Here is a 23,359-nt window from a genome sequence, read left to right as displayed (position 1 = left end):
CGTGGGGGCCGGCGGCGCGTTGCCGCCCGGCCCCCACGCCTGTTCCACTGCGGTCGCGGCCTGCAATGACTTGGCAACGGCGACCGGGCAACGCTCGCCTAATCCACGGCCAGCCACAGCTCTCCCGTGTCCTGCCGGCGAATCCGCCAGGTGGTGGAGGTGGTCGCCTCCACCAGGGCGGCGTCGTGGGAGACGAGCAGCAGCGCCCCAGGAAATGCCGCCAGCATCGCCTCCAGCGCCCGGATGGAGCCGACGTCCGGGTAGTTGGTGGGCTCGTCCATGACGATCAGCTCAGGCCGGTCGAGGACTCCGAGTGCGAGCATGAGTTTGCGCATCTCTCCGGGGCTGACTTCCTCCCCTTCCAGGACCCGCTCCGGTGAGGAGTTGAGCCGGGCGACGATCGACAGCACCCGGCCGCGACGTTCGGTACCCAGCCCGGCCAGACGCGCCAGCGTCGCCTGTCTTGTCGCCCGGTCCGGCTCCTGAGGCACATACAGGCGGGTGGTGTCCTGCGGCAGATGCCCCAGTAGGGCGCCGACGAGCGTGGTCTTACCGGTGCCGTTGTCACCCACGAGTGCCACATGGTCGCGGCTGTCCAGGTGCAGGGCCGGGGTGTGCAGCGTAACCGCCTCCCCCAGGGGCAGGGCCAGCGGCTCGGTGCGCAGCAGCACGGGCCTTCGGCTCGGGGCGGCGTCCACCCACGCATCGGCGTCGTAGCGCTTGTCGATCCTAATAGCCTCCACTTCGGCGTCGGCGCGGGCGAGCCGGGCCTCCATACGGGAGGCAAGCCGCCCCGTCTTGCCGTCCTGCCCGCTCACCACGGCTAACCGGCGGCGGAAGCGCGCGTCGTTATCGTGCTTGGCGATGTTGCGTCCGGAGCGGCGGGAGGCGGTGCGGGACGCCTCCTCGCGACGTCGCTGGGTCTCCCGGGCCAGACGCCGCTGCTCGCGCCTGGCCGCCTCACGCCGCTGGAGGGCGGTGTCGCGCTCCAGCTCGGCCTGGGTGGCGGCCTGGGTATAGCCGCCCGGGCGCATGACGGCGCTCCCGGGAGACATGAACAGGCACTGGGTGCACAGCGCATCCAGCAGGGCGCGGTCGTGGGAGATGAGGACGCCGACCCCGCTGAAGCGCGCCAGGGCGGAGCGTATGGCCGCGTGGGAAGAGGCGTCAGCGTGGTTGGTCGGCTCGTCCACCACCAGCACGTCTGGTTGTTCCCACAGGGCGCAGGCGATCTGGACCAGTTTGCGCTGTCCGCCCGAGAGGGTGTCGTAGCGCCAGGCCCAGTCATCGACGCCGAGGTCGCGCCGCAGCCGCATGGCGACCTTGTCGTAGGCGCAGGCGAAGTCCGTCAGCGCCAGTGGCGGCGCGGTGGCGTCCTGGGCGCAGTAGTGGGCCACGAGCCGCGGAGCCACCGTGCCGGCGTCGGGTTTCAGGTCTCCACAGGCGATGCTCGCGAGGGTGGTCTTGCCGCAGCCGTTGTCGCCGACGACGCCGGTCCAGCCGGTCGGTAAGGTAACCGTGATGCCGACCAGCGCCGGGGATGCGGCACCGGGGTAGGTGTAGTGGATATCGGACAGGGTGAACTGCATGCGGGCCTCCTGGGGTGGGGGCCGTGCGGCAGTGCAGGCTGTTCGCGATAAGGACTGTCCGATGAGGCCGTACTCGTGCGGAGGGCAGAGCGCCCGCTGAGGCGGGTTCAGTCTGCGCCGGATGGGGCGCGAGCTCAGGCCGGTGGCCCATCGGTATGGAGGTCAGCGATGCTGCACCCCGGGCACGGCCTCATGTGTTGAGTCTGGTTCCGTGCGCCCGTGGGGCATCGCTACTTCCTCATGCGCCCGACGCTACTGGGTTGGCGCGCGCTCGTCCAGCCCAGCTATGGCTTGTCCCGGCTTCGCCAGTCCTCCCCACCGCATGTGCGCAGTCAGCATGCAGGGTGCAGCTCCGCCCCGGCAGGACCAGTAGCATTGCCGGGGCGGAGCACCTCGATCATGATCCAGTCACTTGCTAGCAGTTGCGCTGGCGAGGGGCTTGTCGCCGGGGCGAGCGAGCGGGCCGACCAGCTCGTGAGGCTGGTAGAGCTCCTCCAGGTAGGCGACCTCCTCCGCGGTGAGCTTCAGGTCCAGGGCGCGCACGGCGTCGTCAACCCGGCTCGGCCGCGAGCAGCCGACGATCGGTGCGGCCACGCCCCGCGCCCAGTGCCAGGCCAGCGCCACATCCGCCATAGGCACACCGCGCTTCTTCGCCGTCTCGGCTACGCGCTCGATGATGGGCAGGTCGAGTTCGCGGTCGTGGTCGTACTTGGCGCGCATGGTGCCGTCGGTGGCCGAACGCACCGACTCGGAGTCCCAGGTGGGGCGGGTCAGGTGACCGGAGGCGAGCGGGCTGTACGGGGTGAGCGACATGCCGTACTGCTCGCACACGGGGATCAGCTCGCGCTCGTCCTCACGGTAGAGCAGGTTGTAGTGATTCTGCATAGAGGCGAAGCGGGTCCAGCCGCCCGCGTCGGCCGCCGCCTGCAGGTTGTGCAGCTGGTAGCCGTACATGGCCGAGGCGCCCAGGGCGCGGACCTTGCCCGCCTTCACCAGCGAGTCGAGGGCCTCCATGGTCTCCTCAACCGGGGTGCCGTAGTCGAAGCGGTGGATGATGTACAGGTCCAGGTAGTCGGTGCCCAGGCGCTGCAGGGTCCCCTCGATCTCCCGGTTGATCGCCTCCCGGGACAGGTGCCCCTCGTTGAAGTAGACCTTGGAGGCGAGTACCACGTCCTCACGCTTGACGCCTAGGTTCTTCAGGGAGGCGCCGATGAACTCCTCGCTGGTGCCGTGGGCGTAGACGTTGGCGGTGTCGATGAAGTTCACCCCGAGCTCCAGGGCGCGGGCGATGACGGCCTGGGTGGCGCTCTGGTCAATGACCCACTGGTGGAAGTCGGGGAAGATCCTCCCGAAGCTCATGCCTCCGATGCACAGCCGGGGAATGGTGATGTCCGTGGTTCCGAGCTTGGTGTACTCCATTGTCCGAGTCTCCTAGAGTTCGTGAGTCGGTATGCGCGTTCGGGCACGCAGGGCGGCGGCGCCGTCGCCCCGGCCTTAGCGTGCCCCTGGCCTCGCCCACACAGCCAGGTTCTGGCAGTGCCCCCCGAACACACGTCGAGCCGAGCAACCGGACTGCAGGGCGCCGCGTTGTCAGTTGCGCAGACAGGCCAGGGGGATGACGAAGACGCCGTCATCTCGGCGGTAAGCGGTGGCTCCGGCGGTGATCACCGCAAGGAAGGACGGCTCGCCCATTCGGTCCAAGTCCACACGGTCCCGCAGGCGGCGCAGGTGGGCAGCAGCATCGTCAAGTTGCGCGGAACCGAGCTTGACCTCGACCGGCGCCCACCGTCCGTCGGCGAGGACGATGACAGCGTCCGCCTCTAGGCCGGTCTTGTCGCGATAGTGGAAGAGCGTCCCGTCGTTGGCTTCGGCGTAGACCCTCAGGTCGCGCACGCACAGCGATTCGAACTGCAGTCCGAAGGTCTCGAAGTCACCTAACAGGTCAGCCGGAGTCCAGCGCATGACGGCAGCACCGATCGACGGATCCACGAAATGACGGGTCGGGCTGGTTCTGATCGCGGTCTTCGAGCGCAGCGCGGGGTTCCATGCAGGCAGGTCCTCGATCACGTAGGCGCGCGACAATGCGTCGAGATAGTCGCTTACCGTGTTGGGTGCCATGGAGGCTTCATCAACCGCTAGGTCGGCCGCGATCGTGGCCTGTGAGGCCTGAGTGGAGACGTGGCGCGCATAGGCGCGCATGAGTGCGCGCATGCGGGTGGCGTTTCGGGCGACACCATCCGTGCGCGCTACGTCGGAGTCGACCAGGCCCTCAACGTAGTTCCTTGCCAGGCGCCCGGCCGGCACCGCTGCGCCTGCGGTGACGGCGGCAGGCCAGCCGCCGCGGCAGAGCACCCGTGCCATGTCTTCCACGTCAAGCGTGGCGACGCCGGCGATCTCCGTTTCTCCGTCGAAAAGCGCCTTTAGAGACACCTGCCCAGTGGACTCCTCCGACTCGAAGAGCGTCATGGTCCGCATGACTAGGGAGGCAATCCTCCCGACGCCGGAATGCATCCCCTGTACAGTCGGCGTTGATGAGCCGGTGAGTATGAACTGCCCCGGCTCGCCGCGGCGGTCGACGGCGAAGCGGATCGCGTCCCACAGCTGCGGAGCCATCTGCCACTCGTCTATGAGTCGCGGGGTCTCACCTTCCAGCAGCGCGGAGGGCTTTGCATCAGCGAGCGCGAGGTAGGACCGACTGCGGTCTGGATCCTGGAGGTAGATGACGCTGCCGGCCTGCTGTAAGGAGGTAGCGGTTTTGCCGCACCACTTCGGTCCCCTGACCTGCACCGCACCGCTGATCGCCAGCGCCTCGCCAAGCAGGTCGTCTGCGAGTCGTGGCAGGTAGCGCATGGCTCGTTCCTCCAGCTTCCGAATCCCGCATCCTTCCGACGCCAGCCTACCCGACTGCGTCAGTTGGACCAGATCCGTTGCGTCAGTTGGACCAGATCCGTTGCGTAAGTTGGCGCCAGTCCGGCTCTTCCGGTACAAGAGTGCGCCGGACGGGTAAGGTCGAGGGTGTTCAGGTGCGCGCGCATCGCGGCAGCCGGTTGCGACGGCCCGATCCCGGCGCAGACCGTGGCGGAATGTCCGAGAACGGCACGAACGGCGCCGGACGCGTAGGCAACCGCGAGCAGAACGTTGCAATCATGCGGGTGCCGCATCAGGCTGCATGGGCATCGACGGCGTTTCTGCCGAATCTGGACATTTCTGCCTCCGCACTGGGGCATGCCCTCCACCAGGCCCTGGCGAACGAGCCTGCCACCGCACCCCAAATACACAGCTTCGCGCCTTATCGCTTCTGCCAGCGCCGCAGGTGGGGCAGTACCGCACTCATGTAGGAGATGGCCTCGTCCTCGGTAATGTGCACACCCTCGGACATGTACGGAGCGCTGTTCTCGATCGCCTCTTCCAGCGTCTCCGGACCGATGAAAGCGCCGTCCTGGTAGCACCAGGCGCAGTAGTCCTCGGACTTGGTGCCGTCCATCTTCTTGCCGTGCTGCTCCTCCTTCGGGATGGGCATGCCACAGCTCTGGCAGTGGGGTCCGGGTGGCGCCTCGAGCAGGCGCGAGACCGCCTGCCGGGTGTCCATGACCCGCTGCGCCAGTTCGTCCTGCGTCAATCCCCGCTCCACTCGGACCTCGGCGATGACTTCTCCGATTGCCATATCGGCCTCCTCTTCCGCGGCTTCCCAGCGCTGCCGCCACATAAGAACAGCACACGCCCCGTCGAGCAACGGGTTGTTGCACCGCCACCCCGATCGCCGATCATGGGCACAAGGCCCTCAGGGGAAAGGTGAGGACGCCGTCGGAAAGCTTCATAGTGGGACCGTCCGCAGTCACGACGGCGGTGAAGACCGGTGCGGGCGTACGTCGCGTGTCAATATCCGCCACGAACGCGGCCAGGGAGTCCTGGGCCTTCGCTATCTGCCGCTGCCCCAATTTGACCTCAAAAGCAGCCCAGTGACCGTCATCGAACTCGACGACGGCGTCGGCCTCCTTTCCCGACTTGTCCCGGTAGTGGTAGACACGCCCGCCCCGCAACTCGGCGAAAGTACGCAGATGCTGCACAACCTGGGACTCGAACCACAACCCGGCGGTATCCAGGTCTTGCATCAGGCGCTCTGCCGAGGTCCCGGTGATGGCTGCAGCCAGTGCGGGATCCACGAAATGGAGTTTTGATGAGGTGCGCACCGCGTAGCGCGAGCGCAGGTGCGGAGCCCACGCGGGCTGCTCTTCGACAATGAAGAGCCGCCTAAGGGCGTTGACGTAGTTCGCGGCGATATCTGCACTGAGCACCTGAGTTGTACAGGCAGCGGCGCCTCGCCGTCGAACAGTGCCGCCAACGAGACCTTCCCTGTACCCAGGCCCCGCTCGAACAGGGTCATCGGCCGCAGGCGCACCCTGGAGATCCGGTGGATACCAGAATGCCGCGTAGCATCCTCGGCGGGAACCGAGGAACCGGTGAGTATGAACTGTCCGGGGCATTGCCTGGAGTCGACCTCCCGTCGTACCGCATTCCACAGGTCCGGCGCCAGCTGCCATTCGTCGATCAGCCTAGGAGTATCACCCTCCAGCAGCAACGCAGGATCGAGGTCGAGCGCAGCTCGAATCTGGGGCAGACCCGAGTCCAGGGCGACCTCGGATGCCGCATGCTGCCGTCCGGTCATGGTCTTGCCGCAGCGCGCACGCCTTCGATGAGAAGCCCGCCCGAATAGCCCAGGATCTCGCTTATCAGTGCGTCAACGACGCGAGGACAGTAGCTCGTATCGGTCATCGACTGCCTTTCTCAATCCACCGCAAGACCAACCCCAACCCGAGAGTTGGCATCATTCCAACCCGGCAGTTGGCACCCTTCCAACCAGGCAGTTGGCGTCATCTCAAGCCTCAACCAGCCGCACGAGGCTGCTAACAATGCGCGCCATCGCTCAGGGCACGAGCCCCATCCATCACCAGGCCGACGCCGATCTCCACCATCCGCTGTGGCGCGACCGCCTTTCCCCCTTCAAGCCACGCCTGGTAGATGCGCAGCGGAGCCGAAGTGACATGAGCCAGGTACAACTCCCGCTCGCCCGCATCCCAGCCGTGCGGGATGTTGCCGCTGCCATCCGCCTCACGGACCTCGGCCATCATCCGCTCACGGATGGCGTCGTGCCGCCCAGCAACGGTGACCGCCTCATAAAACTCGTCTGCGCGACGCTGAACTCGAAAAAGGCACGGGTGATCACCTCGGCATTCTCTGGAAATGACAGCCCCGCGATGCGCTCGATGTCGGGCTGGGAGTACTGCGCCTGCACCTCGGCCAGCAGGTACTCGATGGCTGGGTAGTGGCAGTAGAAGGCCTTCTTGTTGATGCGCGCCCGCTCGCACAGCTCTTTAACAGTGACTGCCGCGAAGCCCTTCTCCAGGATCAGCTGCCTGAAGGAACTCTTCCGGTCTGCGGGTGTAGTGGGTGATGGCTGTTGCCGGCCTAGTGGGTTGGGTGCTGGCGGGTGGTGTGCGCCTCGAGCGACCGCCGTGGGGCGGAATGTCCAAATTCGGCACGAAGGCCACCGACGACCGCTGGGACCGATTTGAAAACCGCATGATTCCAACGTTCTACCCATGTCCTAGGGCGATGTCGGAGTCGTTTATGCCGTTTCTGGACACTTCGGGCCGCTACACACGGGAACGAGCACCAACAGCGAGCCACCGCGGGCGGACAAGGCCACCCGCGCACCCGAGATCACCCCGGAGTCCAACACCACGCCCCCGAAGCTGGAAGAGCCCCGCCCGCAACTCTCCAAGGCATTGCCGTACTCGACGGCGAGCGGCACAGCTGGTTAGCCGTCCACCCGGGGCTTGCGGCCCTGCCCTGCATCCGGCGCGCTGCCTGGCGGCGGCGAGGCAGGCCGGGCCCGGCGCCCGCACCTTTCCCAGGCCCCTACTGGTCTCAGGGCCCTGCTTGGACCGCATCTCCGCGGTTGGACCGTCTGGGAGTGCGCCTGGGGCGGCCCAAGTGCAGCCGGACGGTCCAAGCGCAGCCCGGCAGTCCAAGCAGACACGAGCCAGTCGACCGAACCGCCACCCGTCAGCATCCCTGCTTGCCGAGGCCGAGGCGACGGACTCAGCTCATATGCGCCTCGCCCCAAGTACACAGCTGGTCGAGCACCTCCATGAGCGACTCCCCCAGCTCGGTTAGCGAGTACTCCACCTTCGGAGGAATCTGCGGATACTCCTGGCGCGCCACCAGGCCGTCCGCTTCTAGTTCCTTCAGATTCGCGGACAGGGTCTTGTCCGTGATCCGGCCCAGATAACGCCGCATTTCGTTGAAGCGAACCGGCTGAAACTCCATCAGGCAGTACAAGACGGCCATCTTGTGCTTACCTCTGATGAGCGACATCGTGTAGCTGTAGCCGGTGCCCTCGAACTTCGCGTCCGCAATGCTTGTGCCGCGATCCGACATCTTTGCACTTTCTTCTGAGATGGTACCTGTCTTCTAAAATAGTACTAGCCTGGTCTCCGGCGGCGCAATAGAGTGCCGCACGTGGGGCGGGCACCCACAGCGCTCCGCCCTCAGACCAGAGAGGACACCGGCATGGCTAACGCATCCATCCGCGACTACCAGGACATCATCGACTGCGTGAAGATCTACACCGAGGGCGGCAACGTGAGCGGTGATGCACAGCGCCCCGCCTTCATGGAGGGCGCGACCATCAATGGGGGTCCCATCCAGACCCTGTTCGACACCGTCGACCAGCTCGGCCCCGGCGAGTCGACCGCGCAGATTGACGTGCTCGACGTCGTGAATGACATCGCCGCCGTACGCGTAACGATGGAGAACTTCCACGGCGCCGGCTACGTGGACTTCCACGTACTGAGGAAGACCGAGCAGGGATGGAAGATCGCCGCGAAGGTATTCACCGACAAGTAACCGCCGACGGACGGAGAAGACGGAATATGACGGGAAAGGAGATCGCCATGAAGGTGTTTGTCGCAGGAGCGTCCGGGCGCGTGGGTCAGGAGCTGGTGTCGCGCCTGGCGGCGCGCGGATATGAGGTGATCGCCGCGTCCCGCAATGCCGAGTCCCGGCAGTGGCCGACGGGCGTCGTCGCCCAGGACTTCGATTTCCATGCCGACGTCGAGACGATGACAGCCCAGGTACGCGGAAGCGACGCCGTAGTCTTCACCGCCGGTTCGCGCGGCAAGGACCTGCTGCAGACCGACGCGTTCGGTGCCGTGAAACTCATGCGGGCCGCTGCCGCGGCCGGCATCAGCCGCTTCATAATGCTCAGCTCGATCTTCTCCTTGCAGCCCGAGAAGTGGGAACAGGAGCCGTCGCTGAAGAACATCACCGACTACAACATCGCCAAGTTCTTCGCCGACGAGTGGCTGACCAGGCTCTCGGGCCTGGAGTGGACTCTGGTACAGCCGAGCGTATTGGAGGAGGAGGCGGGCACCGGGCTCATCGAGCTATACCCGCAGCACGACGGGAGCATTCCCATCCCCGACGTCGCCGAGGTCCTGGCCCGCGTTCTCGACACGCCCAGCACCGTCGGCAAGGTGCTCACGATCAAGCGGGGCGATGAACCCATCGCCGACGCCCTGGCTCGCGCCTGATCTGCGCGCGGAGGCGCCCCAACTAAGAGCGAGCCGACCGGGCTCCACCGGCGGCCGACTCAGGGGGTGACCACCACCTTGCCCGAGGCTCCGTCGGCGTCGACGCGCGCCAGCACCACGGACACCTGCGCCAGCGGCAGGACCTGCCCCCACCTGCACGGGTACGCCCGGCTACGCCAGGATCGTCGAGGCCCGCTCCAGCTGTGCACCGTCGGAGTGGGCGAAGACGAAGCGGTAGCGCTGCCCGCGCTTGGCGGCCGCGCGGTCCGCGCGGATGCCGGCCAGCGTGAATAGCGCCCGCTTGAGGGGGCCGTATCCCGCCCGCCGAGCGAACTCGCCGTTGGGGCCACCGCGCAGCGAGACCATGGTGCCGCCGGAGCGCATGATGCCCAGCTGGCGATCCACCTCGCGGCCGCCGAGAGAGTCAATGACGAAGTCGACGTCGCGAAGCACGTCGGCGTAGTCCTGGGTGCGGTAGTCGATGAAGCGCGTGGCCCCCAGCTCCCGCACCCGCTGCTCGTGGCGGGCGTTACCGGAGGTGATCACCTGCAGGCCGCGGGCGGCGGCCAGCGGGATGGCAGTGGCGCCCAGGGACCCGGTCCCGCCGGAGATGAACACGGAGTCGCCCTCGCCGACCCCCTCAAGCAGGTCCAGGGCTTGCATTGCCGTCAGCGCCGTGAGCGAGACGGCGGCCGCCTCCTCGAAGGAGTAGGCGTCCGGGATTGGGGCGAGCGCGTCCTGGTCGACGACGGCGTACTCAGCGAATGCGCCGATCCGGTCCAGCGGCATCCGGCACATGACCCGCTGCCCCACGCGCGCCCGCGTCACCTCGGCGCCGACGGCCTCCACCTCGCCGGCCAGTTCGTTGCCCATCACCAGCGGGGTGCGGTAGCCGACCAAGAGGCTGACCTCCTTGCGGGCGATCATGGTGTCCAGGGGGTTCACTCCTGCGGCGCGCACGCGCACAAGCACGTCGCGCGGTCCGACCTCGGGGTCGCGGACATCGGTGACCTGCACGGCGTAGGGAGCCTTGCCGTAGCGGATCAGAACGGCTGCCTTCATCTGGTTCCTCCATGGTTGAGTTCGGCGCGTTCGGCAGGCGTGAGCCGGGCGCGCATGGCGGTGGTGCAGTCGGCGAGGGTGCGGGAGGCGAGCGCGCGCCGTAGCGCATCCTCCGCCTCGGCGAACATTGGAGTCAGCACCGGTTCGATGTGGCGGCCGACGACACAGGCGTCGTTGGGGTTGCGGTGCATGTCGATGGCATGCACCGGGTGCCCGCAGGCGGCGTCGTGAACCGCCAGGAGCGTGACGTCGCGCGGGTTCATGAGAATGTGGTAGCCGGCGGCCCCGGAGTGTGAGCCGACGATTCCTGCCTGCGCGAGACCGGCCATGACCTTGCGCACGTAGCTGGCGTTGGTGCCTGTGCTCGTGGCGATCCTGGCCGAGGTGATGGGCCCGTCCGGCGCCTCCGCCTGCGAGACCAGTACCAGGGCGTGCACCGCCACTGAGAACCGCGTATCCATCGTCACCTCCTGTATCACCAAGTAGTACAGGTTCAGCGTAACGCATGCCCTATTACGGTGGGATCGCGGTTTCGCAGCACGGGCATGCCGAACGCGTGCTTCCGCTTCCCGCTACCAGTTGCTGTGGCTATCGCCGCCGCAATTACGACGTTTTACTGCATGGTGCCGCCGTACCGACCGGCGGCGTTCTCGGTCCTATCGCGGGTCAGCGGGCGCGTCTTGGAGATCGCGCACCATCAGCCATTCGGTCTCGTCCGTGCCGTCGCCCACGATCCGGAAGCCCAGCCGCTCGTACAGGCGGATGCGCGGCACCTGCCCGGTGAAGTCCTCGGGCACGTAGACCGCCTCCAGCAGGAAGTCCTCCAGCAGGGGCGTCTCCTCGAGCCGCAGCGACCGAATCGCGATTGCATCGTCTTCGATGATCAAAACCCGGTCTCCGCGGCTGGCCGGACGCTCAGCCGATGTACGGGATGCGGAAGTAGTCGAGGTGTTGTTTGAAGCGGTCCTGCGCTGCACGGCAGGTCTCCAACAGGAATCCGGGCTGCGAATCCCATTCGCGCAGACCCCGGTAATAGAAGGCTTTCATGTCGTCGGTGATGATGAAGGGCACGACGCCACTCGCCAGACACTCACCCAGCATGATTAATCTCCCGACCCGGCCGTTGCCGTCCTGGAAAGGGTGGATGCGCTCGAAGCACACGTGCATGTCAATGATCTCTTCCAGGGTGTGGCGCTGAGCCGGACGATAGCGGGTCAGGAGCGCACCTATCGCCTCAGGCACCTCTTCGGGCGGCGTCGTCGGCATCCCGGAGACCTCGTTGGGCACGCGCTTGTAGTCGCCGACGGCGAACCATTCCTTGGCGGCGTCGCCGGTCGCCGCCTTGAGAATGCGATGCAGACGCTTGATCGCACCCTCGGTGAGCGGCTCACCCACATGGTCGATTACAGCGTCGATAGCGCGGAAGTGGTTGGAGGTCTCGACGACGTCGTCCACGCGTACCGGCCCCTCGGAGGCGTCTAGCGTACGGGTCTCGAAGATGAGGCGGGTCTGCTCCTCGGAGAGCCGACTGCCCTCAATCCGGTTCGAGGAGTAGGTGAGGTCGATCTGGAGGCGGTGGTAGATCCCGCCCTTAATCCTCTCCGCCTTCTCCGCTCGCAGCCGGGCCAGTAGCGGCGATCCGGGCACGTTGACGCGCTCCGCGGCATCATTCAGCAAGGGCGCCGTCGCCGCGCGTGATGGCCGCGTCACCGGCGCATCGTCATCAGTCGTCATCGGACACGATTGTAGGGTCCGGCGCCGTCTATTCGGCGGCCCAAGGTTCCATGCCAGATTCCCGACCGGCTGCGGCATGCTGCACTTGCTTGGGGTAGCCCGTCGCGCGCCCCTCGCTCTACCTGCCTATTCCCATTCGATGGTGCCGATGGGCTTGGGGGTCAGGTCGTAGGCCACGCGGCACACGCCGGGAACCTCCGCCAGGATGCGGGTGGTGATCCGCCGCAGCAGCGACCAGTCGAGCTCGGGCACCTCGGCGGTCATGGCGTCGACCGTGTTGACGCAGCGGATGATGACGGGCCAGTCGAAGGCGCGCTTGCCCTCGCGCACGCCGGTGGCGCGCATATCCGGCACCACGCAGAAGTACTGCCAGATGTCCTGGCCGGCGGCCTCGATCTCCTCGCGGACGACGGCGTCGGCCTCCCGCAGCGCCTCCAGGCGGTCGCGGGTGATCGCGCCCAGGCAGCGCACCCCCAGCCCCGGGCCGGGGAAGGGCTGGCGCTCCACCATGGACTCCGGCAGGCCGAGCCGGCGGCCGACCACGCGCACCTCATCCTTGTAGAGCAGCTTGACGGGCTCGACGAGCTCGAAGTCCATGTCCTCGGGCAGGCCGCCGACGTTGTGGTGGGCCTTCACGCCTTCGGCTGACTCGAGAATGTCGGGGTAGATGGTGCCCTGCCCCAGGAAGCCGACACCCTCAAGCCCCGCAGCCTGCTCGGCGAACACGTTGATGAACTCGGCGCCGATGAGCTTGCGCTTGGCCTCGGGGTCGGCCACGCCCGCCAGCAGGTTCAGGAACCGGTCCGTGGCGTCGACGTAGATGAGGTTGGCGCCCAGCCCGTCCCGGAAGACCTCGATCACCTGCTCGGACTCCCCCTTGCGCATCAGGCCGTGGTTGACGTGGACGCTGATCAGCTGCTTGCCGATCGCCTTGATGAGCAGGGCCGCGACGACGGAGGAGTCGACGCCGCCGGAAAGCGCCAGCAGCACCTTGCCGTCGCCGACCTGCGCGCGCACGGCCTCCACGGCCTCGGCGATGAAGGCGTCCGCCAGCTCTGGGGTGGTGATGCGCTCCATGTCGGGGCGCTGGTTGGAGGTGAAGTCCACTGCGGTCTCCTTCATCGTCGCGTGCGTGCTCCGCGGACGACTCTACTGCCATCCCCGAGACGGCGCGGAAGAAGCCGACCCTTCACGATGAGCGGGCACCCAAGATGTCAAAATCGATGACAAACGCGTCCAGGGGCGTTGGCGCCAGCAAACAAAACGTTGGAATCATGCGGGTGCCGGATCGGCTCTCGTCGGCATCGGGAGGGTTTGTCATCAATATTGACACTTCCACCTCGGACATACCGCCGCGCACTCAGCAGTCTGCGGCCGTCGCTACTCCCACTCGATGGTGGCCGGGGGCTTGCTGGTCACGTCCAGCACCACGCGGTTGACCTCCGGGACCGCGTTTGTGATGCGCGTGGAGATGCGAGCCAGCACGTCGTAGGGCAGCCGCGTCCAGTCCGCCGTCATGGCGTCCTCACTGCTCACCGGCCGCAGCACCACCGGGTGCCCGTAAGTGCGCCCGTCGCCCTGCACACCCACCGAGCGCACATCGGCCAGCAGCACCACCGGGCACTGCCAGATCTCCCCATCCAGCCCCGCCGCCGTCAGCTCCTCGCGGGCGATCGCGTCCGCCGCCCGCAGGATGCGCAGGTTCTCGCGCGTCACCTCGCCGATGACGCGAATACCCAGCCCCGGCCCGGGGAAGGGCTGGCGGGCCACGATCCCCTCGGGCACACCCAGCTCCCGGCCGATGGCGCGCACCTCGTCCTTGAACAGGGCGCGCAGCGGCTCGATCAGCTCGAAGTCCAGATCCTCGGGCAGGCCACCCACGTTGTGGTGGCTCTTGATATTGGCGGCGCCCTCGCCGCCGCCGGACTCGACCACGTCCGGGTACAGCGTGCCCTGCACCAGGAACTTGATCTCCCCGCCGACGGAGCCCACCTCCTCAATCACACGCCGCTGGGCGGCCTCGAAGGAGCGGATGAACTCCCTGCCGATGATCTTGCGCTTGGCCTCCGGCTCGCTCACGCCCGCGAGCGCGGTCAGGAAGCGCTCGGACTCGTCCACGGTGATCACGCGGATGCCCATGCCCTGGGCATAGTCGTGCTCCACCTGCTCGCGCTCGCCGGCGCGCAGCAGGCCGTGGTCCACGAAGATGCAGGTCAGCTGGTCCCCGATGGCCCGGTGCACCAGGGCCGCGGCCACGGAGGAGTCGACGCCGCCGGACAGGCCGCAGATTACGTGGGCGTCGCCCACCCGCTCCCGGATGGCCTCGACCTGCTCGTCGATGATGTTGCCCGGCGTCCAGGTGGCGGGAATGCCGGCGCCGTCGTGCAGGAAGTTCTCCAGTGCCCGCTGCCCGAACTGCGAGTGCATCACCTCCGGGTGCCACTGCAGCCCGTACAGGCGCCGGGCGGGGTCCTCGAAGGCGGCCACGGGCGTCTGCGCGGTGGAGGCGGTGACGGTGAAGCCGTCCGGGGCGGCCTGCACGGCGTCGCCGTGGCTCATCCACACCGCCTGCCGGGCGGGGGTGCCGGCGAACAGGCAGGAGTCGGGGTCGACGTCGGCCTCGGTGTGCCCGTACTCGCGGGTGCCGGTGCGCCCGACGGTGCCGCCGAGGGCCTGGGCCATGGTCTGGAAGCCGTAGCAGATACCCAGCACCGGCACCCCCGCGTCGAACAGGGCCGGGTCCACGCCCGGGGCGCCGTCGGCGTACACGGAGGCGGGCCCGCCGGACAGGATGATGGCGGCCGGATGCTTGGCGAGCATGCCCGCCGCCGACATGCTGTGCGGCACAATCTCGGAGTAGACGCTCGCCTCGCGCACGCGACGGGCGATCAGCTGGGCGTACTGGGCGCCGAAGTCCACCACGAGGACGGGGCCGGTCCGGCCCTCCTCCCCGGTGGCGGCATGGGGAGATGTCGTCACCGGCACAGGATAGCGGGATCCGCCGCTGCGATGACGACGACGCCCGCGAGCGCCACGGCCGAGCACCACGGCCACCCGAACGCTCTTCGACGTGCGCGCTTCCAGCACCCTCCGCCTGCCAGTGCGCCCCGCCTCACACCAGCAGGTAGGCGGCGGACAGCACCGTCAGCACAGTCACCAGTGGATCGAAGATCTTGTTGTCCATGCGCCCGGCCAGCCAGCGCCCTCCCAGCGCCGCAACCACCACGACCGGCACCAGCGCCAGGTCCAGCCACAGCGTATCGGGCCGGATAATGCCCAAGCCGATCGAGAAGGGCAGTTTTACGAGGTTGACAATGAAGTAGAACCACGCGGTGGTCCCCAGGAAGGTCGCCACCGGGAAGCGCGACGCCAGGAAGTACATGCTGGTGACCGGTCCGCCGGCGTTGGCGGCCATGGTGGTGAATCCCGCCAGGGTGCCGTAGACAGCGCGCCCCACCCGGCCCTGGATCTGCGGGGGCCGCGGCAGCCGCATGAGCAGCAGGGTGACCGCGATCAGTGCCAGCAGCAGCACGCCGATGAACTTCTTGGTGACCTCGTCGGAGGCCACGCGCAAAAAGAGCGCGCCCAGCACCACGCCCGCGAGCACTCCGGGGACGAGCCGACGCAGCGTGCCCCAGTCGGCGTCGCGCCGGTACATGCTGATCGCCAGCACGTCCCCCACCAGCAGCAGCACCAGCATGGTGCCGGTGGACTCCTTGGCAGGCAGCACCGTGGCGAACAGGGCGACGGCGAGCGTGGCCGCACCGGGAAGTGCGGTCTTGGCCAGGCCGATGGCGGCGGCGGCGATGATGAGGATGAGCCATGTCGGAGTGGACAACATTGTCAGCACAAATGCATCCTAATACCTGTGCGCCCCGCCGACCGGGGCCCATGGTCGCATCTCGGGCGGCGCAGCCCGCAAGCAGCTCCTCCTGGCAGGAAGGCGATTGATGACAACCGCTAAGCGCACCCCGCCGCAAAGGCGCCTGCGGGCCCTGCTCCTGGGCTCCGAACTGGCCTCCGGGGCCGCCTGGGGCGCAGTCGGCGCAACCCTGGCGGGCAGCAGCGGAGCAAGGGCGGCACTGACCGCCCACGGCAGCGCGGGCGCCGATTCGCTCGCGCCCCTACTGCTGACACTCGCAGCCCTGCCGCTGGGCTCCCTCGTGGGAGCGCCCGCCCTCGACTTTGTCTCCCGCGCCGGCGGACGCCGCCCGGCGATGCTTACGTGTGCGGTCCTAACCGTGCTCGGCTGCCTGCTGGCAGCCGCGGACAGGTCATTCCTGTGCGTAACCGGTATAGGTGTGGTCGGCCTGGGGGTGGGCGGCTACGCGATTGTGGCACCAAAGCTGGCCCACGAGCTGGCCGAGCACGGGCACCGTCGGCTGATGCCGCGGATGCGGGCCGCCGCCCCGGCCGGAGCCGGCCTGGCGGTGCTGGCCGGCGCGCTGGGCGCACTGCTGTCCCCCGCACAGGGCGTGGCCTGCGCCTGGACTACTCCACAGCTGGCAGCAATTGGCTCACTACTACTGATGCTAACCCTGCCGGAGACGCCGCAGTGGTATGCCGCGCAGGGGCGCGTGGACGCCGCTTACGCGGCGCTGCAGCGCATGCTGGGCGGGCTTGAGGCCGCCGTCGGCATCGACTGGGTGATGATGGATACCGGCACGCGCGGTGAGCAGCACCCGATCGGCCGCTCCGACCTCGCGATTAAGCGTGTTAGGCGCACCGTCGTCGCCGGGCTACTGCTTGAGGCCGTACAGGCCCTGCCGTTGGGCCTGGCGAGCCTGTGCCTGGGGCCGTCCCTACTGGCCCAGGCCGTCGGCGCTGCCGACGCCGCCGGGACGGGGATGACGACCTTGCCGGTCGGCATCGCCGCAGTCCTAGCCGCTGCCTGGGCGGCTATTGCACTGCTAGGCACCAGGCGGCGCGGCGACCGCTACGCCTACGCCTGGATTCTTGCGGGCATCGGCGCCTCCGCCTGCGGCATCACGCTGCTGGCTCTAGCCGATACGGTCCACGGCGTCGGCCTGGTGGCACTGCTGGCCGGCGTGGACGCACTGCTGGTGGCCTGCCAGTTCCTAGCCGTGGCTCCCGCGTGCACGGGCAGCATCGACCCGCTCGTACCGCCCTGGCTGCTGCGCTCGCAGCGGCGCGCCGTCGCTACGCTCAGGCCGCTGGTGCAGTTGGTCTCCGTGACGGCTCCGGCGCTGCTGCTGGCGCTGGTGCCCGCCCCTACGGCGATCGGGGTCGTACTGGGCTGCCAGGTGCTCAGCCTTCTGATCGCGGTGGTGACACTGCCGTGGGCCCTGGCGGCAATGCGCTGAGTACAGCAAAAAGCGCCGGCCCGTGGGGTCGGCGCTCGGCGCTTGGCTCGCGGCGGTGTCACTGCACGCGCCCCGCCGGCGGCGCAGGTGCTGCGCGGTCCGCGTCGCCCGCGCAGCTCGGGAGGAGCAGGGCGCAGGCCCGTCCTCCGGTTCGGTTCAATGCTTCAGTCGGCCAGGATGTTCACAGCGGTGTACACGCTCACAAAAGTGGCAACCGCGGTGAGCAGGCCGGCGGCGATCAGCAGCGGAGCAGATGACGCGATGAGGCCGACGACGGTCATCACGAGCAGCACGGAGCCGACAACCAGCAGGGCGATCTGGAACGTCAGAAGCTCGGTTGCGCCGGCCTCGTCCCGCGTTGCGGTAGTGGGCTGGGCGGTGGCGGACTGCGGGGTGGTGACGGTGGCGGCGTCGACGGGTGCGTTCATGTTGGCTTTCCTTCCAGTTCCTGTGCGGAACCGGTCGGGCGGCCCGCACAGCGGTGTGCCCGACCCTGCGGTCGGCGCCGACCTGTCTGGCCGGCAACCCGAACAATAGAAACTTCCCCAACGGTTTGTAAATACAAAGCACTGATATTCGCGTCACGTTCACGCCGTCGCCGGCACTCCCGGCCCGCACGCCCGGTACCCCGCGCCCAGCGCCAGCACCCACCACTAGGGCGGCCCCGCCCGCAACCCGCCACAGTGCACGGCCTATCCTGGCACCGCCTACACCGCCTCCCGCACCCCCTCCCGGCCCCGCACCTCAAGGAGTGACGCCGTGACAGCCTCATCTCGCCCGGCGTCACCACACGCCACGCAGCAGGACGTCGCCGCCGCGGCGGGCGTGTCCCGCGGACTCGTGTCCCTGGCCCTCAAGGGCGGAGGCCGCATGTCTCCGCAGACGCGCCGCCGCATCCTGGACGCCGCAGCGCGCCTTGACTACCACCCCAATGCGGCGGCGGCCGAGCTGGCGGCCCGCCAGTCCCGGCGCCTGGCGGTGGTGGTGCCCTACCTGGACAACCCCTTCTTCGGCCTGCTGCTGCGGGCACTGCGGCGGCGGGCCAGGCAGGCCGGCTACACCTTGGTTGCGCTGGCCTCAGACCTGGGCGAGGACCTGGAGAGCTCAACCATCGACGACGTCCTGTCCCTGCGCCCGGCCGGACTCATCCTCCCCGGCACCTCCATGACAGCCACGGAGCTGCGGGACCTGGGTCGGCGAGTCCGTCTGTGCGTGATCGACCGCAGCCTGCCGGAGTCGGCAGGAATCGCGACCGTGCGGCTCGACGAGGCCGACGCCGCCCGATTGACCGTGGAGCACTTGACCTCGCAGGGGTATACCCGCCTGGCCTTCCTCTCCCCCGCCGCACGGCTGCGGGAGACGATCCTTGGGGAGCGGGTTGAGGAGTGCCGCAAGGCCGCGGCGCGGGCCGGGGTGGGCCTCACCGAGGTCAGCGCCGACGCGGGCGTGGGCGCGGCCATCGCACAAGCCCTGGAGGTGGGCACAGGACCACTGGGACTGATCGCGTACAACGACCTACTGGCGATTGACGCCATCGCCGCGGGGCTGGGGCACGGGCTAAGCATCCCCCTCCAGCTCGGAGTCTCCTCCTACGACAACACCCCCCTGGCCGAGGGCATCGAACTGCGCATAACCAGCATCGACCAGAACCCGGACATGCTGGCGGCCGGGGCGCTGGAGGCCCTACTGAATCCGGGGGACATCTCCGGCTTTCGTCGCGTGGTGCCGGCCCGGCTGGTTGAACGCTCCTCCACGGCACGCCACTGAGCCATCGCGCCGACCACCGACTCGCACCAACCCCGTCTACCCCACCGGCCTCACCCCGAAGCCATCCCCACAAAGCGGCGCTTGACAGGACAAATACTCATCCATAGACTGCTTGTACACCGCTGCTGACACGCGTTACCTCAATGGTTGCCTTGGGCGCTGACGACGTTTCGGTCGCGGCAACCGACAAAGGAGTCACCTATGACCACTAAACGCAAGCTGGGAGTCGGGGTCATCTCACTGGGCTGGATGGGCCGCCTACACGCCCGCAGCTACCGCTCCCTGTCCGAGCGCTTCCCGGAACTGGAAGTTGAGGCCCGCCTCGTGGCCGCCGCCGACCCGATCGAGGAAGCACAGCGGGCCGCTGTGGAGGACCTGGGCTTCGAGCGCGCCTACGCCGACTACCGCGAGCTGCTGGCCGATCCGGAGGTTGCGATTGTCTCCATCGCCTCTCCGAACTTCCTCCACGAGGAGATCGCCCTGGCCGCCGTAGAGGCCGGCAAGCCGTTCTGGATCGAGAAGCCCATGGGCACCTCGGCCGAGCAGTCGGAGAGCATAGCCCGCGCCGCCGAGGCCGCCGGCCTGGTCACCGCCGTCGGCTTCAACTACCGGCACGCGCCGGCGATTGAGTACATGCGCGAGCTCATCCGCTCCGGAAAGCTCGGCCGCATCACCAACGCCCGCATCTGGTTCATCGCCGACTACAACTCCTCGCCCCGCAGCCCGCTGACCTGGCGCGCCTCCAGGGAGAAGGCGGGCGCCGGCGTCGTCCCGGACCTGATGAGCCACGGGGCGGACCTGGCCCAGTACCTGATCGGCCGCATCGCCTCGGTGACCGCCCTGACCGACACCTTCATCAAGGAGCGCCCCATACCAACCAAAATGGGCATCGGCCACTCCGGCTTCGAGATCGGCGACGAGGTCGGCGAGGTTGAGAACGAGGACTACGTGGGCATGCTCGCCCGCTTCGAAGGCGGCGCCGTGGCCACGATGGAGTCCTCGCGCGTGAGCGTGGGGCCGCGCGCCGAGTACGTGGTGGAGGTCTACGGCACGCAGGGCTCGGCCCGCTGGAACTTCGAGCGGCTCAACGAGCTCGAGGTCTGCCTGGGCGTGGACGGCGGGCCCACGCACGGCTACCGCCGCGCCATGGCCGGCCCCGCCTGGGGCGAGTGGCACCGCTACCAGCCCGCCATCGGCACCTCCATGGGCTTCGACGACCTGAAGTCCATTGAGGCCGCCCAATTCGTCCGGTCCGTCCTGACCGGCGAGCAGCACGCCCCCTCTGCCGCCGACGCCTGGTGCGCCGCCGAGGTCGACGCCGCCGTCGTCGCCTCCGCGGCCGACGGGCAGTGGCACGACGTCGCCCGCGTTCAGGGCCGCACCACCTTCGACGCCTGAGCCCGAGCAACCGCAACAACCAGACAGACACGTTCCCAACCGCATCAAACCCAACCGCATCAAAGGAGATCGCTCATGAGCTTCCGCCTCGACCCCGCCACCGCCATCAACGACCCCCACGGCATCACCTGGGGCATGCACCCCATCGCCTGGCGCAACGACGACATCAAGGAGGTCGGCGCCTTCAACACCCTGGAGGACATGCTCCTGGACCTGGCGGACCTGGGCTACCGCGGCACCGAAGTGGCCGGCTGGTTCCCGGCCAAGGAGGTAGCTAAGGAGCGTGCCGACGCCCGCGGCATCGCCATCGTCGCCCAGTGGTTCTCCTCCTTCATCGTGCGCGACGGCGTGGACGCCGTCATCCCGGAGTTCACCGCCACCTGCGAGTACCTGCAGTTCCTGGGCGCCACCCGTGTGGTCGTCTCCGAGCAGACCGGCTCCGTGCAGGGCAAGCGCGACGTATGCATCTTCACCAACAAGCCGGTGCTCACCGAGGAGCAGTGGCCGGTGCTGGCCGCCGGCCTGAACCGCCTGGGCGAGATCGCCAGGGAGCACGGGCTCACCCTGGTCTACCACCACCACCTGGGCACCGTCATCCAGACCAAGGCCGAGACCGTCAGGCTCATGGAGCTGACTGACCCGGACAAGGTCTCCCTCCTGTTCGACACCGGCCACGCCTTCGTAGGCGACGGCGACGTCATGGGCCTGCTTAAGGCCACCATCGACCGGGTGGCGCATGTGCACTTCAAGGACGTGCGCCCGGAGAAGCTGGAGGAGTCCAGGCAGCTGGAGCGGTCCTTCCTGGACTCCTTCCTGGCGGGCATGTTCACCGTTCCCGGTGACGGCATGATCGACTTCACCGAGCCCTACAAGTTCCTGATCGACCACGGTTACCGGGACTGGATCCTGGTGGAGGCCGAGCAGGACCCGGCCATCGCCAACCCCCACGAGTACGGGGCCAAGGCCCGCGCCTACATCGAGTCCGTACTGTTCAGCGTTTGAGCCCACTCCTCGGCGGGTCCGCGGCCCGCGACACGGGCAGCGGACCCGGCACCAGTACTGAGCCGCCATCATCATGATTCACGGATTCTTCACCGACGTCTCCCGCTGGAACCGCAGCACCACGGGCTTCACCAGGAATGACGCCCTCCTCATCGCCTATTGCGCCGCAGTATGGATCGCTGTAGTGCTGCTCGCCATGGGGCACCTGCTTGGCGCAATGGCACATTCCCCGTTGCGCATGGCGGCATTGTGGTGCATGGCAGGATACTCCGCCTGGTTGGCACTGCCCGTCGTTCAGATCTTCACACCCTGGGAGTCAGCGCGACGCCTGTTGCGCACCGCGATCCACGGCGTCTCCATACTGGCCGGCGCCGGCAGCCTGGGGATCCTCAGCGGCGTTTGGTCCATAACACGAGCGCCTGCGCTCGCCCAGGACTACTTCTGGGAGATCACATTCCCCGGAGGCGCCCTCATCCTACTGGGACTCGTTGGACTGGCATTCTCATCTGCCGCTCTGCGGCACAGCCGCAACAACATCCCTGTGAATCAACCCGCCTCCGGGGAACGCAGCATCGACTGAGTTCCTCCCGCGCCTATCTCACAGGCTCATATCCACAACCGCACGCCCCTGGATCTGGCGGTTGCGCAGGGCCTCGTACCCGGCACCCGCCTCCTCAAGCGAGAAGCGGCGGGAGACGACGTCCTTGTAATTGATGACGCCACGGGCGGCCAGGTCGACGACGGCCGGCAGGTCCTGGCGGGTGCGGGCGCCGTAGGAGCCGAGGATCTTCTGCGAGCGGCGCACGGTGCGGTTGATCTCGACCTCGGCGGTCTGCACGCCGGCGCCCAGGCCGATCGGGACCATGCGGCCGCCGTCGGCCAGCACGTCCAGGGCGGTCTTCCAAGTGGCGGGGATGCCCAGTGCCTCGAAGGCGACGTCGACGCCCTTGCCGCCGGTGAGCTTCAGAACCTCCTCGCGGGCGTCCTGAGTGACGGAGTTGACCACAGCGGTGGCACCGTATCCGGGCATGGGCGCAAGCTTCTCATCGGAGACGTCGATGGCGATGACCTGGCTGGCGCCGAAGGCGCGGGCGACCTGAACGATGTTGGTGCCCACCCCGCCGGTGGCGACGACGGCGACGGTCTCCCCAAAGCGCAGGTCGGCGCCGCGTCGCACAGCCCCGTAGCCGGTCATGGCGGCGCAGCCGAGGATCGCTCCGGGGACCAGGTCGAGCGCGTCGGGCACGGGGGCCACCGAGGTGGCTGGGATGACCGCATACTCGGCCAGGCCGCCCATGGAGTACATGTAGATGGGGTCGCCCTCAAGGGTGGCCAGGCGGGTGGTGCCGTCGTAGAGAAGCCCTTTGAGACGGTTGAGGTCGAAGAACGGCCCGCACAGCTCGTCATGACCGGCCGCGCAGGCCTCGCACTGGCCGCAGGGCATGAGGAAGCCGCCGGCGACGTTCTGGCCGACCTCCAAGCCGGTGTGCTCATTACCCGGCCCAAGCTCAACTATGGTGCCGGTTACCTCGTGCCCGAGCACGGCGGGCTTGGGGAAGGCGATGGCTCCGCCGATCACGTGCAGGTCGGAGTGGCACAGGCCGCACGCGGCAACCTTGACCAGCACCTCCCCACTCTTCGGGTGGGGGGTACGGATGGTTTCGACCTGGAGGCCGACCTCGGGATCGCGCAGCACCGCGGCGCGCATGGTTTCCGGGATGGTGGTGTTCTGGACTGCATCGTTGCTCGTCATGTGGGTATCCCTCTCGAAGCGGACGCGACGATCGCGCCCCGGCGCTTGGCCTAGGCCGAGCCTAGCACCACAACAATCATTTGTCAGGACATATTGGCCAAGCGTCCTCGGCTCCCGCAAGCACTCCCCCACGCG

Annotated in this window: 23 protein-coding genes and 1 pseudogene; 8 read left to right on the top strand and 16 right to left on the bottom strand. The window is 67.9% G+C overall.

The genetic code is table 11. From position 1 onward, the window contains the following. Positions 1 to 98: 98 nt before the first annotated feature. The 6 genes and pseudogenes from GZ997_RS09475 to GZ997_RS12800 form a co-directional block, all read right to left on the bottom strand. Positions 99 to 1,589, bottom strand: coding sequence for an ATP-binding cassette domain-containing protein (locus tag GZ997_RS09475; protein WP_162679698.1), 1,491 nt, complete (start codon positions 1,587 to 1,589; stop codon positions 99 to 101). A 408-nt stretch (positions 1,590 to 1,997) separates the two neighbouring features. Next, the gene (locus GZ997_RS09470) at positions 1,998 to 3,008 is read right to left on the bottom strand and encodes an aldo/keto reductase (RefSeq protein WP_162679697.1); all 1,011 of its coding nucleotides are present in this window, start codon (positions 3,006 to 3,008) and stop codon (positions 1,998 to 2,000) included. A 171-nt stretch (positions 3,009 to 3,179) separates the two neighbouring features. Continuing rightward, positions 3,180 to 4,439 carry a DUF4143 domain-containing protein gene (locus GZ997_RS09465; RefSeq protein ID WP_162679696.1) on the bottom strand — a complete coding sequence of 420 codons (1,260 nt, stop codon included), beginning with the start codon at positions 4,437 to 4,439 and terminating at the stop codon, positions 3,180 to 3,182. 439 nt (positions 4,440 to 4,878) lie between these two features. Further along, positions 4,879 to 5,253 (bottom strand): zinc ribbon domain-containing protein, encoded by a 375-nt coding sequence (locus GZ997_RS09460; RefSeq protein WP_162679695.1) that lies wholly within the window; start codon positions 5,251 to 5,253, stop codon positions 4,879 to 4,881. Positions 5,254 to 5,353: 100 nt separating this feature from the next. Further along, positions 5,354 to 6,073 (bottom strand): DUF4143 domain-containing protein, encoded by a 720-nt coding sequence (locus tag GZ997_RS09455; RefSeq protein ID WP_238994387.1) that lies wholly within the window; start codon positions 6,071 to 6,073, stop codon positions 5,354 to 5,356. After that, positions 6,019 to 6,255 (bottom strand): annotated as a pseudogene (locus tag GZ997_RS12800) (ATP-binding protein); the annotation flags it as partial. The pseudogene GZ997_RS12800 and the gene GZ997_RS09455, both read right to left, overlap by 55 nt. A gap of 244 nt (positions 6,256 to 6,499) precedes the next feature. On the opposite strand from GZ997_RS12800, the gene GZ997_RS12795 reads away from it, so the two are divergent. Next, entirely contained in the window at positions 6,500 to 6,913 is a 414-nt protein-coding gene (locus GZ997_RS12795; protein WP_238994386.1) for a hypothetical protein, read from the top strand. 778 nt (positions 6,914 to 7,691) lie between these two features. On the opposite strand, the gene GZ997_RS09440 is transcribed toward GZ997_RS12795, so the two are convergent. Next, positions 7,692 to 7,967 carry a helix-turn-helix domain-containing protein gene (locus GZ997_RS09440; protein WP_203234155.1) on the bottom strand — a complete coding sequence of 92 codons (276 nt, stop codon included), beginning with the start codon at positions 7,965 to 7,967 and terminating at the stop codon, positions 7,692 to 7,694. Positions 7,968 to 8,162: 195 nt separating this feature from the next. Between GZ997_RS09440 and GZ997_RS09435 the strand changes: the two genes are divergently transcribed. Then, complete coding sequence (locus tag GZ997_RS09435; RefSeq protein WP_162679691.1) at positions 8,163 to 8,498, top strand: nuclear transport factor 2 family protein; 336 nt, start codon at positions 8,163 to 8,165, stop codon at positions 8,496 to 8,498. Positions 8,499 to 8,545: 47 nt separating this feature from the next. Then, on the top strand, positions 8,546 to 9,184 hold the full coding sequence (locus GZ997_RS09430) for an SDR family oxidoreductase (protein WP_162679690.1): 639 nt from the start codon (positions 8,546 to 8,548) through the stop codon (positions 9,182 to 9,184). Positions 9,185 to 9,355: 171 nt separating this feature from the next. Here the strand turns inward: GZ997_RS09430 and GZ997_RS09425 are convergent, their stop codons facing one another. The 7 genes from GZ997_RS09425 to GZ997_RS09395 all read right to left on the bottom strand — a co-directional run bounded on the left by GZ997_RS09425 (position 9,356) and on the right by GZ997_RS09395 (position 15,830). Continuing rightward, the gene (locus tag GZ997_RS09425) at positions 9,356 to 10,246 is read right to left on the bottom strand and encodes an NADP-dependent oxidoreductase (RefSeq protein ID WP_162679689.1); all 891 of its coding nucleotides are present in this window, start codon (positions 10,244 to 10,246) and stop codon (positions 9,356 to 9,358) included. Continuing rightward, entirely contained in the window at positions 10,243 to 10,707 is a 465-nt protein-coding gene (locus GZ997_RS09420; protein ID WP_162679688.1) for an Rrf2 family transcriptional regulator, read from the bottom strand. Before GZ997_RS09420 ends, GZ997_RS09425 begins: the two co-directional genes overlap by 4 nt. A gap of 195 nt (positions 10,708 to 10,902) precedes the next feature. After that, positions 10,903 to 11,133, bottom strand: coding sequence for a hypothetical protein (locus tag GZ997_RS09415; protein ID WP_162679687.1), 231 nt, complete (start codon positions 11,131 to 11,133; stop codon positions 10,903 to 10,905). A 28-nt stretch (positions 11,134 to 11,161) separates the two neighbouring features. Next, a complete protein-coding gene (locus tag GZ997_RS09410; protein WP_203234154.1) occupies positions 11,162 to 11,980 on the bottom strand; it encodes a Fic family protein in 819 nt (272 codons plus the stop codon). A 126-nt stretch (positions 11,981 to 12,106) separates the two neighbouring features. Further along, positions 12,107 to 13,102: a glutamine-hydrolyzing GMP synthase gene (gene guaA, locus GZ997_RS09405; protein ID WP_162679685.1), complete on the bottom strand. Its 996-nt coding sequence runs from the start codon at positions 13,100 to 13,102 to the stop codon at positions 12,107 to 12,109. A gap of 258 nt (positions 13,103 to 13,360) precedes the next feature. Then, a complete protein-coding gene (gene guaA, locus GZ997_RS09400) occupies positions 13,361 to 14,959 on the bottom strand; it encodes a glutamine-hydrolyzing GMP synthase (protein ID WP_162679684.1) in 1,599 nt (532 codons plus the stop codon). A gap of 133 nt (positions 14,960 to 15,092) precedes the next feature. Beyond that, positions 15,093 to 15,830, bottom strand: coding sequence for a sulfite exporter TauE/SafE family protein (locus GZ997_RS09395; protein ID WP_162679683.1), 738 nt, complete (start codon positions 15,828 to 15,830; stop codon positions 15,093 to 15,095). A gap of 100 nt (positions 15,831 to 15,930) precedes the next feature. Between GZ997_RS09395 and GZ997_RS09390 the strand changes: the two genes are divergently transcribed. Next, the gene (locus GZ997_RS09390) at positions 15,931 to 17,304 is read left to right on the top strand and encodes an MFS transporter (protein WP_162679682.1); all 1,374 of its coding nucleotides are present in this window, start codon (positions 15,931 to 15,933) and stop codon (positions 17,302 to 17,304) included. A 164-nt stretch (positions 17,305 to 17,468) separates the two neighbouring features. Here GZ997_RS09390 and GZ997_RS09385 read toward each other — a convergent pair whose 3' ends face one another. Continuing rightward, the gene (locus GZ997_RS09385) at positions 17,469 to 17,732 is read right to left on the bottom strand and encodes a mandelate racemase (RefSeq protein WP_162679681.1); all 264 of its coding nucleotides are present in this window, start codon (positions 17,730 to 17,732) and stop codon (positions 17,469 to 17,471) included. A gap of 331 nt (positions 17,733 to 18,063) precedes the next feature. Here GZ997_RS09385 and GZ997_RS09380 point away from each other — a divergent pair, with 331 nt between their 5' ends. The 4 genes from GZ997_RS09380 (at position 18,064) to GZ997_RS09365 (ending at position 22,051) form a co-directional block, all read left to right on the top strand. Continuing rightward, the gene (locus tag GZ997_RS09380; protein WP_308807177.1) at positions 18,064 to 19,071 is read left to right on the top strand and encodes a LacI family DNA-binding transcriptional regulator; all 1,008 of its coding nucleotides are present in this window, start codon (positions 18,064 to 18,066) and stop codon (positions 19,069 to 19,071) included. Positions 19,072 to 19,272: 201 nt separating this feature from the next. Next, complete coding sequence (locus GZ997_RS09375; RefSeq protein WP_162679680.1) at positions 19,273 to 20,469, top strand: Gfo/Idh/MocA family oxidoreductase; 1,197 nt, start codon at positions 19,273 to 19,275, stop codon at positions 20,467 to 20,469. A 75-nt stretch (positions 20,470 to 20,544) separates the two neighbouring features. Next, a complete protein-coding gene (gene iolE, locus GZ997_RS09370; protein WP_162679679.1) occupies positions 20,545 to 21,471 on the top strand; it encodes a myo-inosose-2 dehydratase in 927 nt (308 codons plus the stop codon). Positions 21,472 to 21,544: 73 nt separating this feature from the next. Beyond that, positions 21,545 to 22,051 (top strand): pre-mRNA-splicing factor, encoded by a 507-nt coding sequence (locus GZ997_RS09365; protein WP_162679678.1) that lies wholly within the window; start codon positions 21,545 to 21,547, stop codon positions 22,049 to 22,051. An 18-nt stretch (positions 22,052 to 22,069) separates the two neighbouring features. On the opposite strand, the gene GZ997_RS09360 is transcribed toward GZ997_RS09365, so the two are convergent. Continuing rightward, a complete protein-coding gene (locus tag GZ997_RS09360) occupies positions 22,070 to 23,224 on the bottom strand; it encodes a zinc-binding dehydrogenase (protein WP_162679677.1) in 1,155 nt (384 codons plus the stop codon). Positions 23,225 to 23,359 lie beyond the last annotated feature (135 nt).

This window comes from Actinomyces sp. 565 (assembly GCF_010365615.1).
In the GTDB taxonomy this organism is placed as follows: Bacteria; Actinomycetota; Actinomycetes; order Actinomycetales; family Actinomycetaceae; genus Actinomyces.
Note: the sequence above shows the minus strand (reverse complement) of the source record. Positions and strands in the feature narration are given on the sequence as shown.

Excerpts from the sequence above, each read along its gene's own strand:
- GZ997_RS09390 (WP_162679682.1), top strand. The coding sequence starts at position 15,931 with ATGACAACCGCTAAGCGCACCCCGCCGCAAAGGCGCCTGCGGGCCCTG.
- GZ997_RS09410 (WP_203234154.1), bottom strand. The coding sequence starts at position 11,980 with ATGACGACTGATGACGATGCGCCGGTGACGCGGCCATCACGCGCGGCG.
- GZ997_RS09425 (WP_162679689.1), bottom strand. The coding sequence starts at position 10,246 with ATGAAGGCAGCCGTTCTGATCCGCTACGGCAAGGCTCCCTACGCCGTG.
- GZ997_RS09385 (WP_162679681.1), bottom strand. The coding sequence starts at position 17,732 with ATGAACGCACCCGTCGACGCCGCCACCGTCACCACCCCGCAGTCCGCC.
- iolE (WP_162679679.1), top strand. The coding sequence starts at position 20,545 with ATGAGCTTCCGCCTCGACCCCGCCACCGCCATCAACGACCCCCACGGC.
- GZ997_RS09475 (WP_162679698.1), bottom strand. The coding sequence starts at position 1,589 with ATGCAGTTCACCCTGTCCGATATCCACTACACCTACCCCGGTGCCGCA.
- GZ997_RS09440 (WP_203234155.1), bottom strand. The coding sequence starts at position 7,967 with ATGTCGCTCATCAGAGGTAAGCACAAGATGGCCGTCTTGTACTGCCTG.
- guaA (WP_162679685.1), bottom strand. The coding sequence starts at position 13,102 with ATGAAGGAGACCGCAGTGGACTTCACCTCCAACCAGCGCCCCGACATG.
- GZ997_RS09430 (WP_162679690.1), top strand. The coding sequence starts at position 8,546 with ATGAAGGTGTTTGTCGCAGGAGCGTCCGGGCGCGTGGGTCAGGAGCTG.
- GZ997_RS09360 (WP_162679677.1), bottom strand. The coding sequence starts at position 23,224 with ATGACGAGCAACGATGCAGTCCAGAACACCACCATCCCGGAAACCATG.
- GZ997_RS09365 (WP_162679678.1), top strand. The coding sequence starts at position 21,545 with ATGATTCACGGATTCTTCACCGACGTCTCCCGCTGGAACCGCAGCACC.
- GZ997_RS09465 (WP_162679696.1), bottom strand. The coding sequence starts at position 4,439 with ATGCGCTACCTGCCACGACTCGCAGACGACCTGCTTGGCGAGGCGCTG.
- GZ997_RS12795 (WP_238994386.1), top strand. The coding sequence starts at position 6,500 with ATGCGCGCCATCGCTCAGGGCACGAGCCCCATCCATCACCAGGCCGAC.
- GZ997_RS09455 (WP_238994387.1), bottom strand. The coding sequence starts at position 6,073 with ATGCCCCGGACAGTTCATACTCACCGGTTCCTCGGTTCCCGCCGAGGA.
- GZ997_RS09435 (WP_162679691.1), top strand. The coding sequence starts at position 8,163 with ATGGCTAACGCATCCATCCGCGACTACCAGGACATCATCGACTGCGTG.
- GZ997_RS09375 (WP_162679680.1), top strand. The coding sequence starts at position 19,273 with ATGACCACTAAACGCAAGCTGGGAGTCGGGGTCATCTCACTGGGCTGG.
- GZ997_RS09460 (WP_162679695.1), bottom strand. The coding sequence starts at position 5,253 with ATGGCAATCGGAGAAGTCATCGCCGAGGTCCGAGTGGAGCGGGGATTG.
- GZ997_RS09470 (WP_162679697.1), bottom strand. The coding sequence starts at position 3,008 with ATGGAGTACACCAAGCTCGGAACCACGGACATCACCATTCCCCGGCTG.
- GZ997_RS09420 (WP_162679688.1), bottom strand. The coding sequence starts at position 10,707 with ATGGATACGCGGTTCTCAGTGGCGGTGCACGCCCTGGTACTGGTCTCG.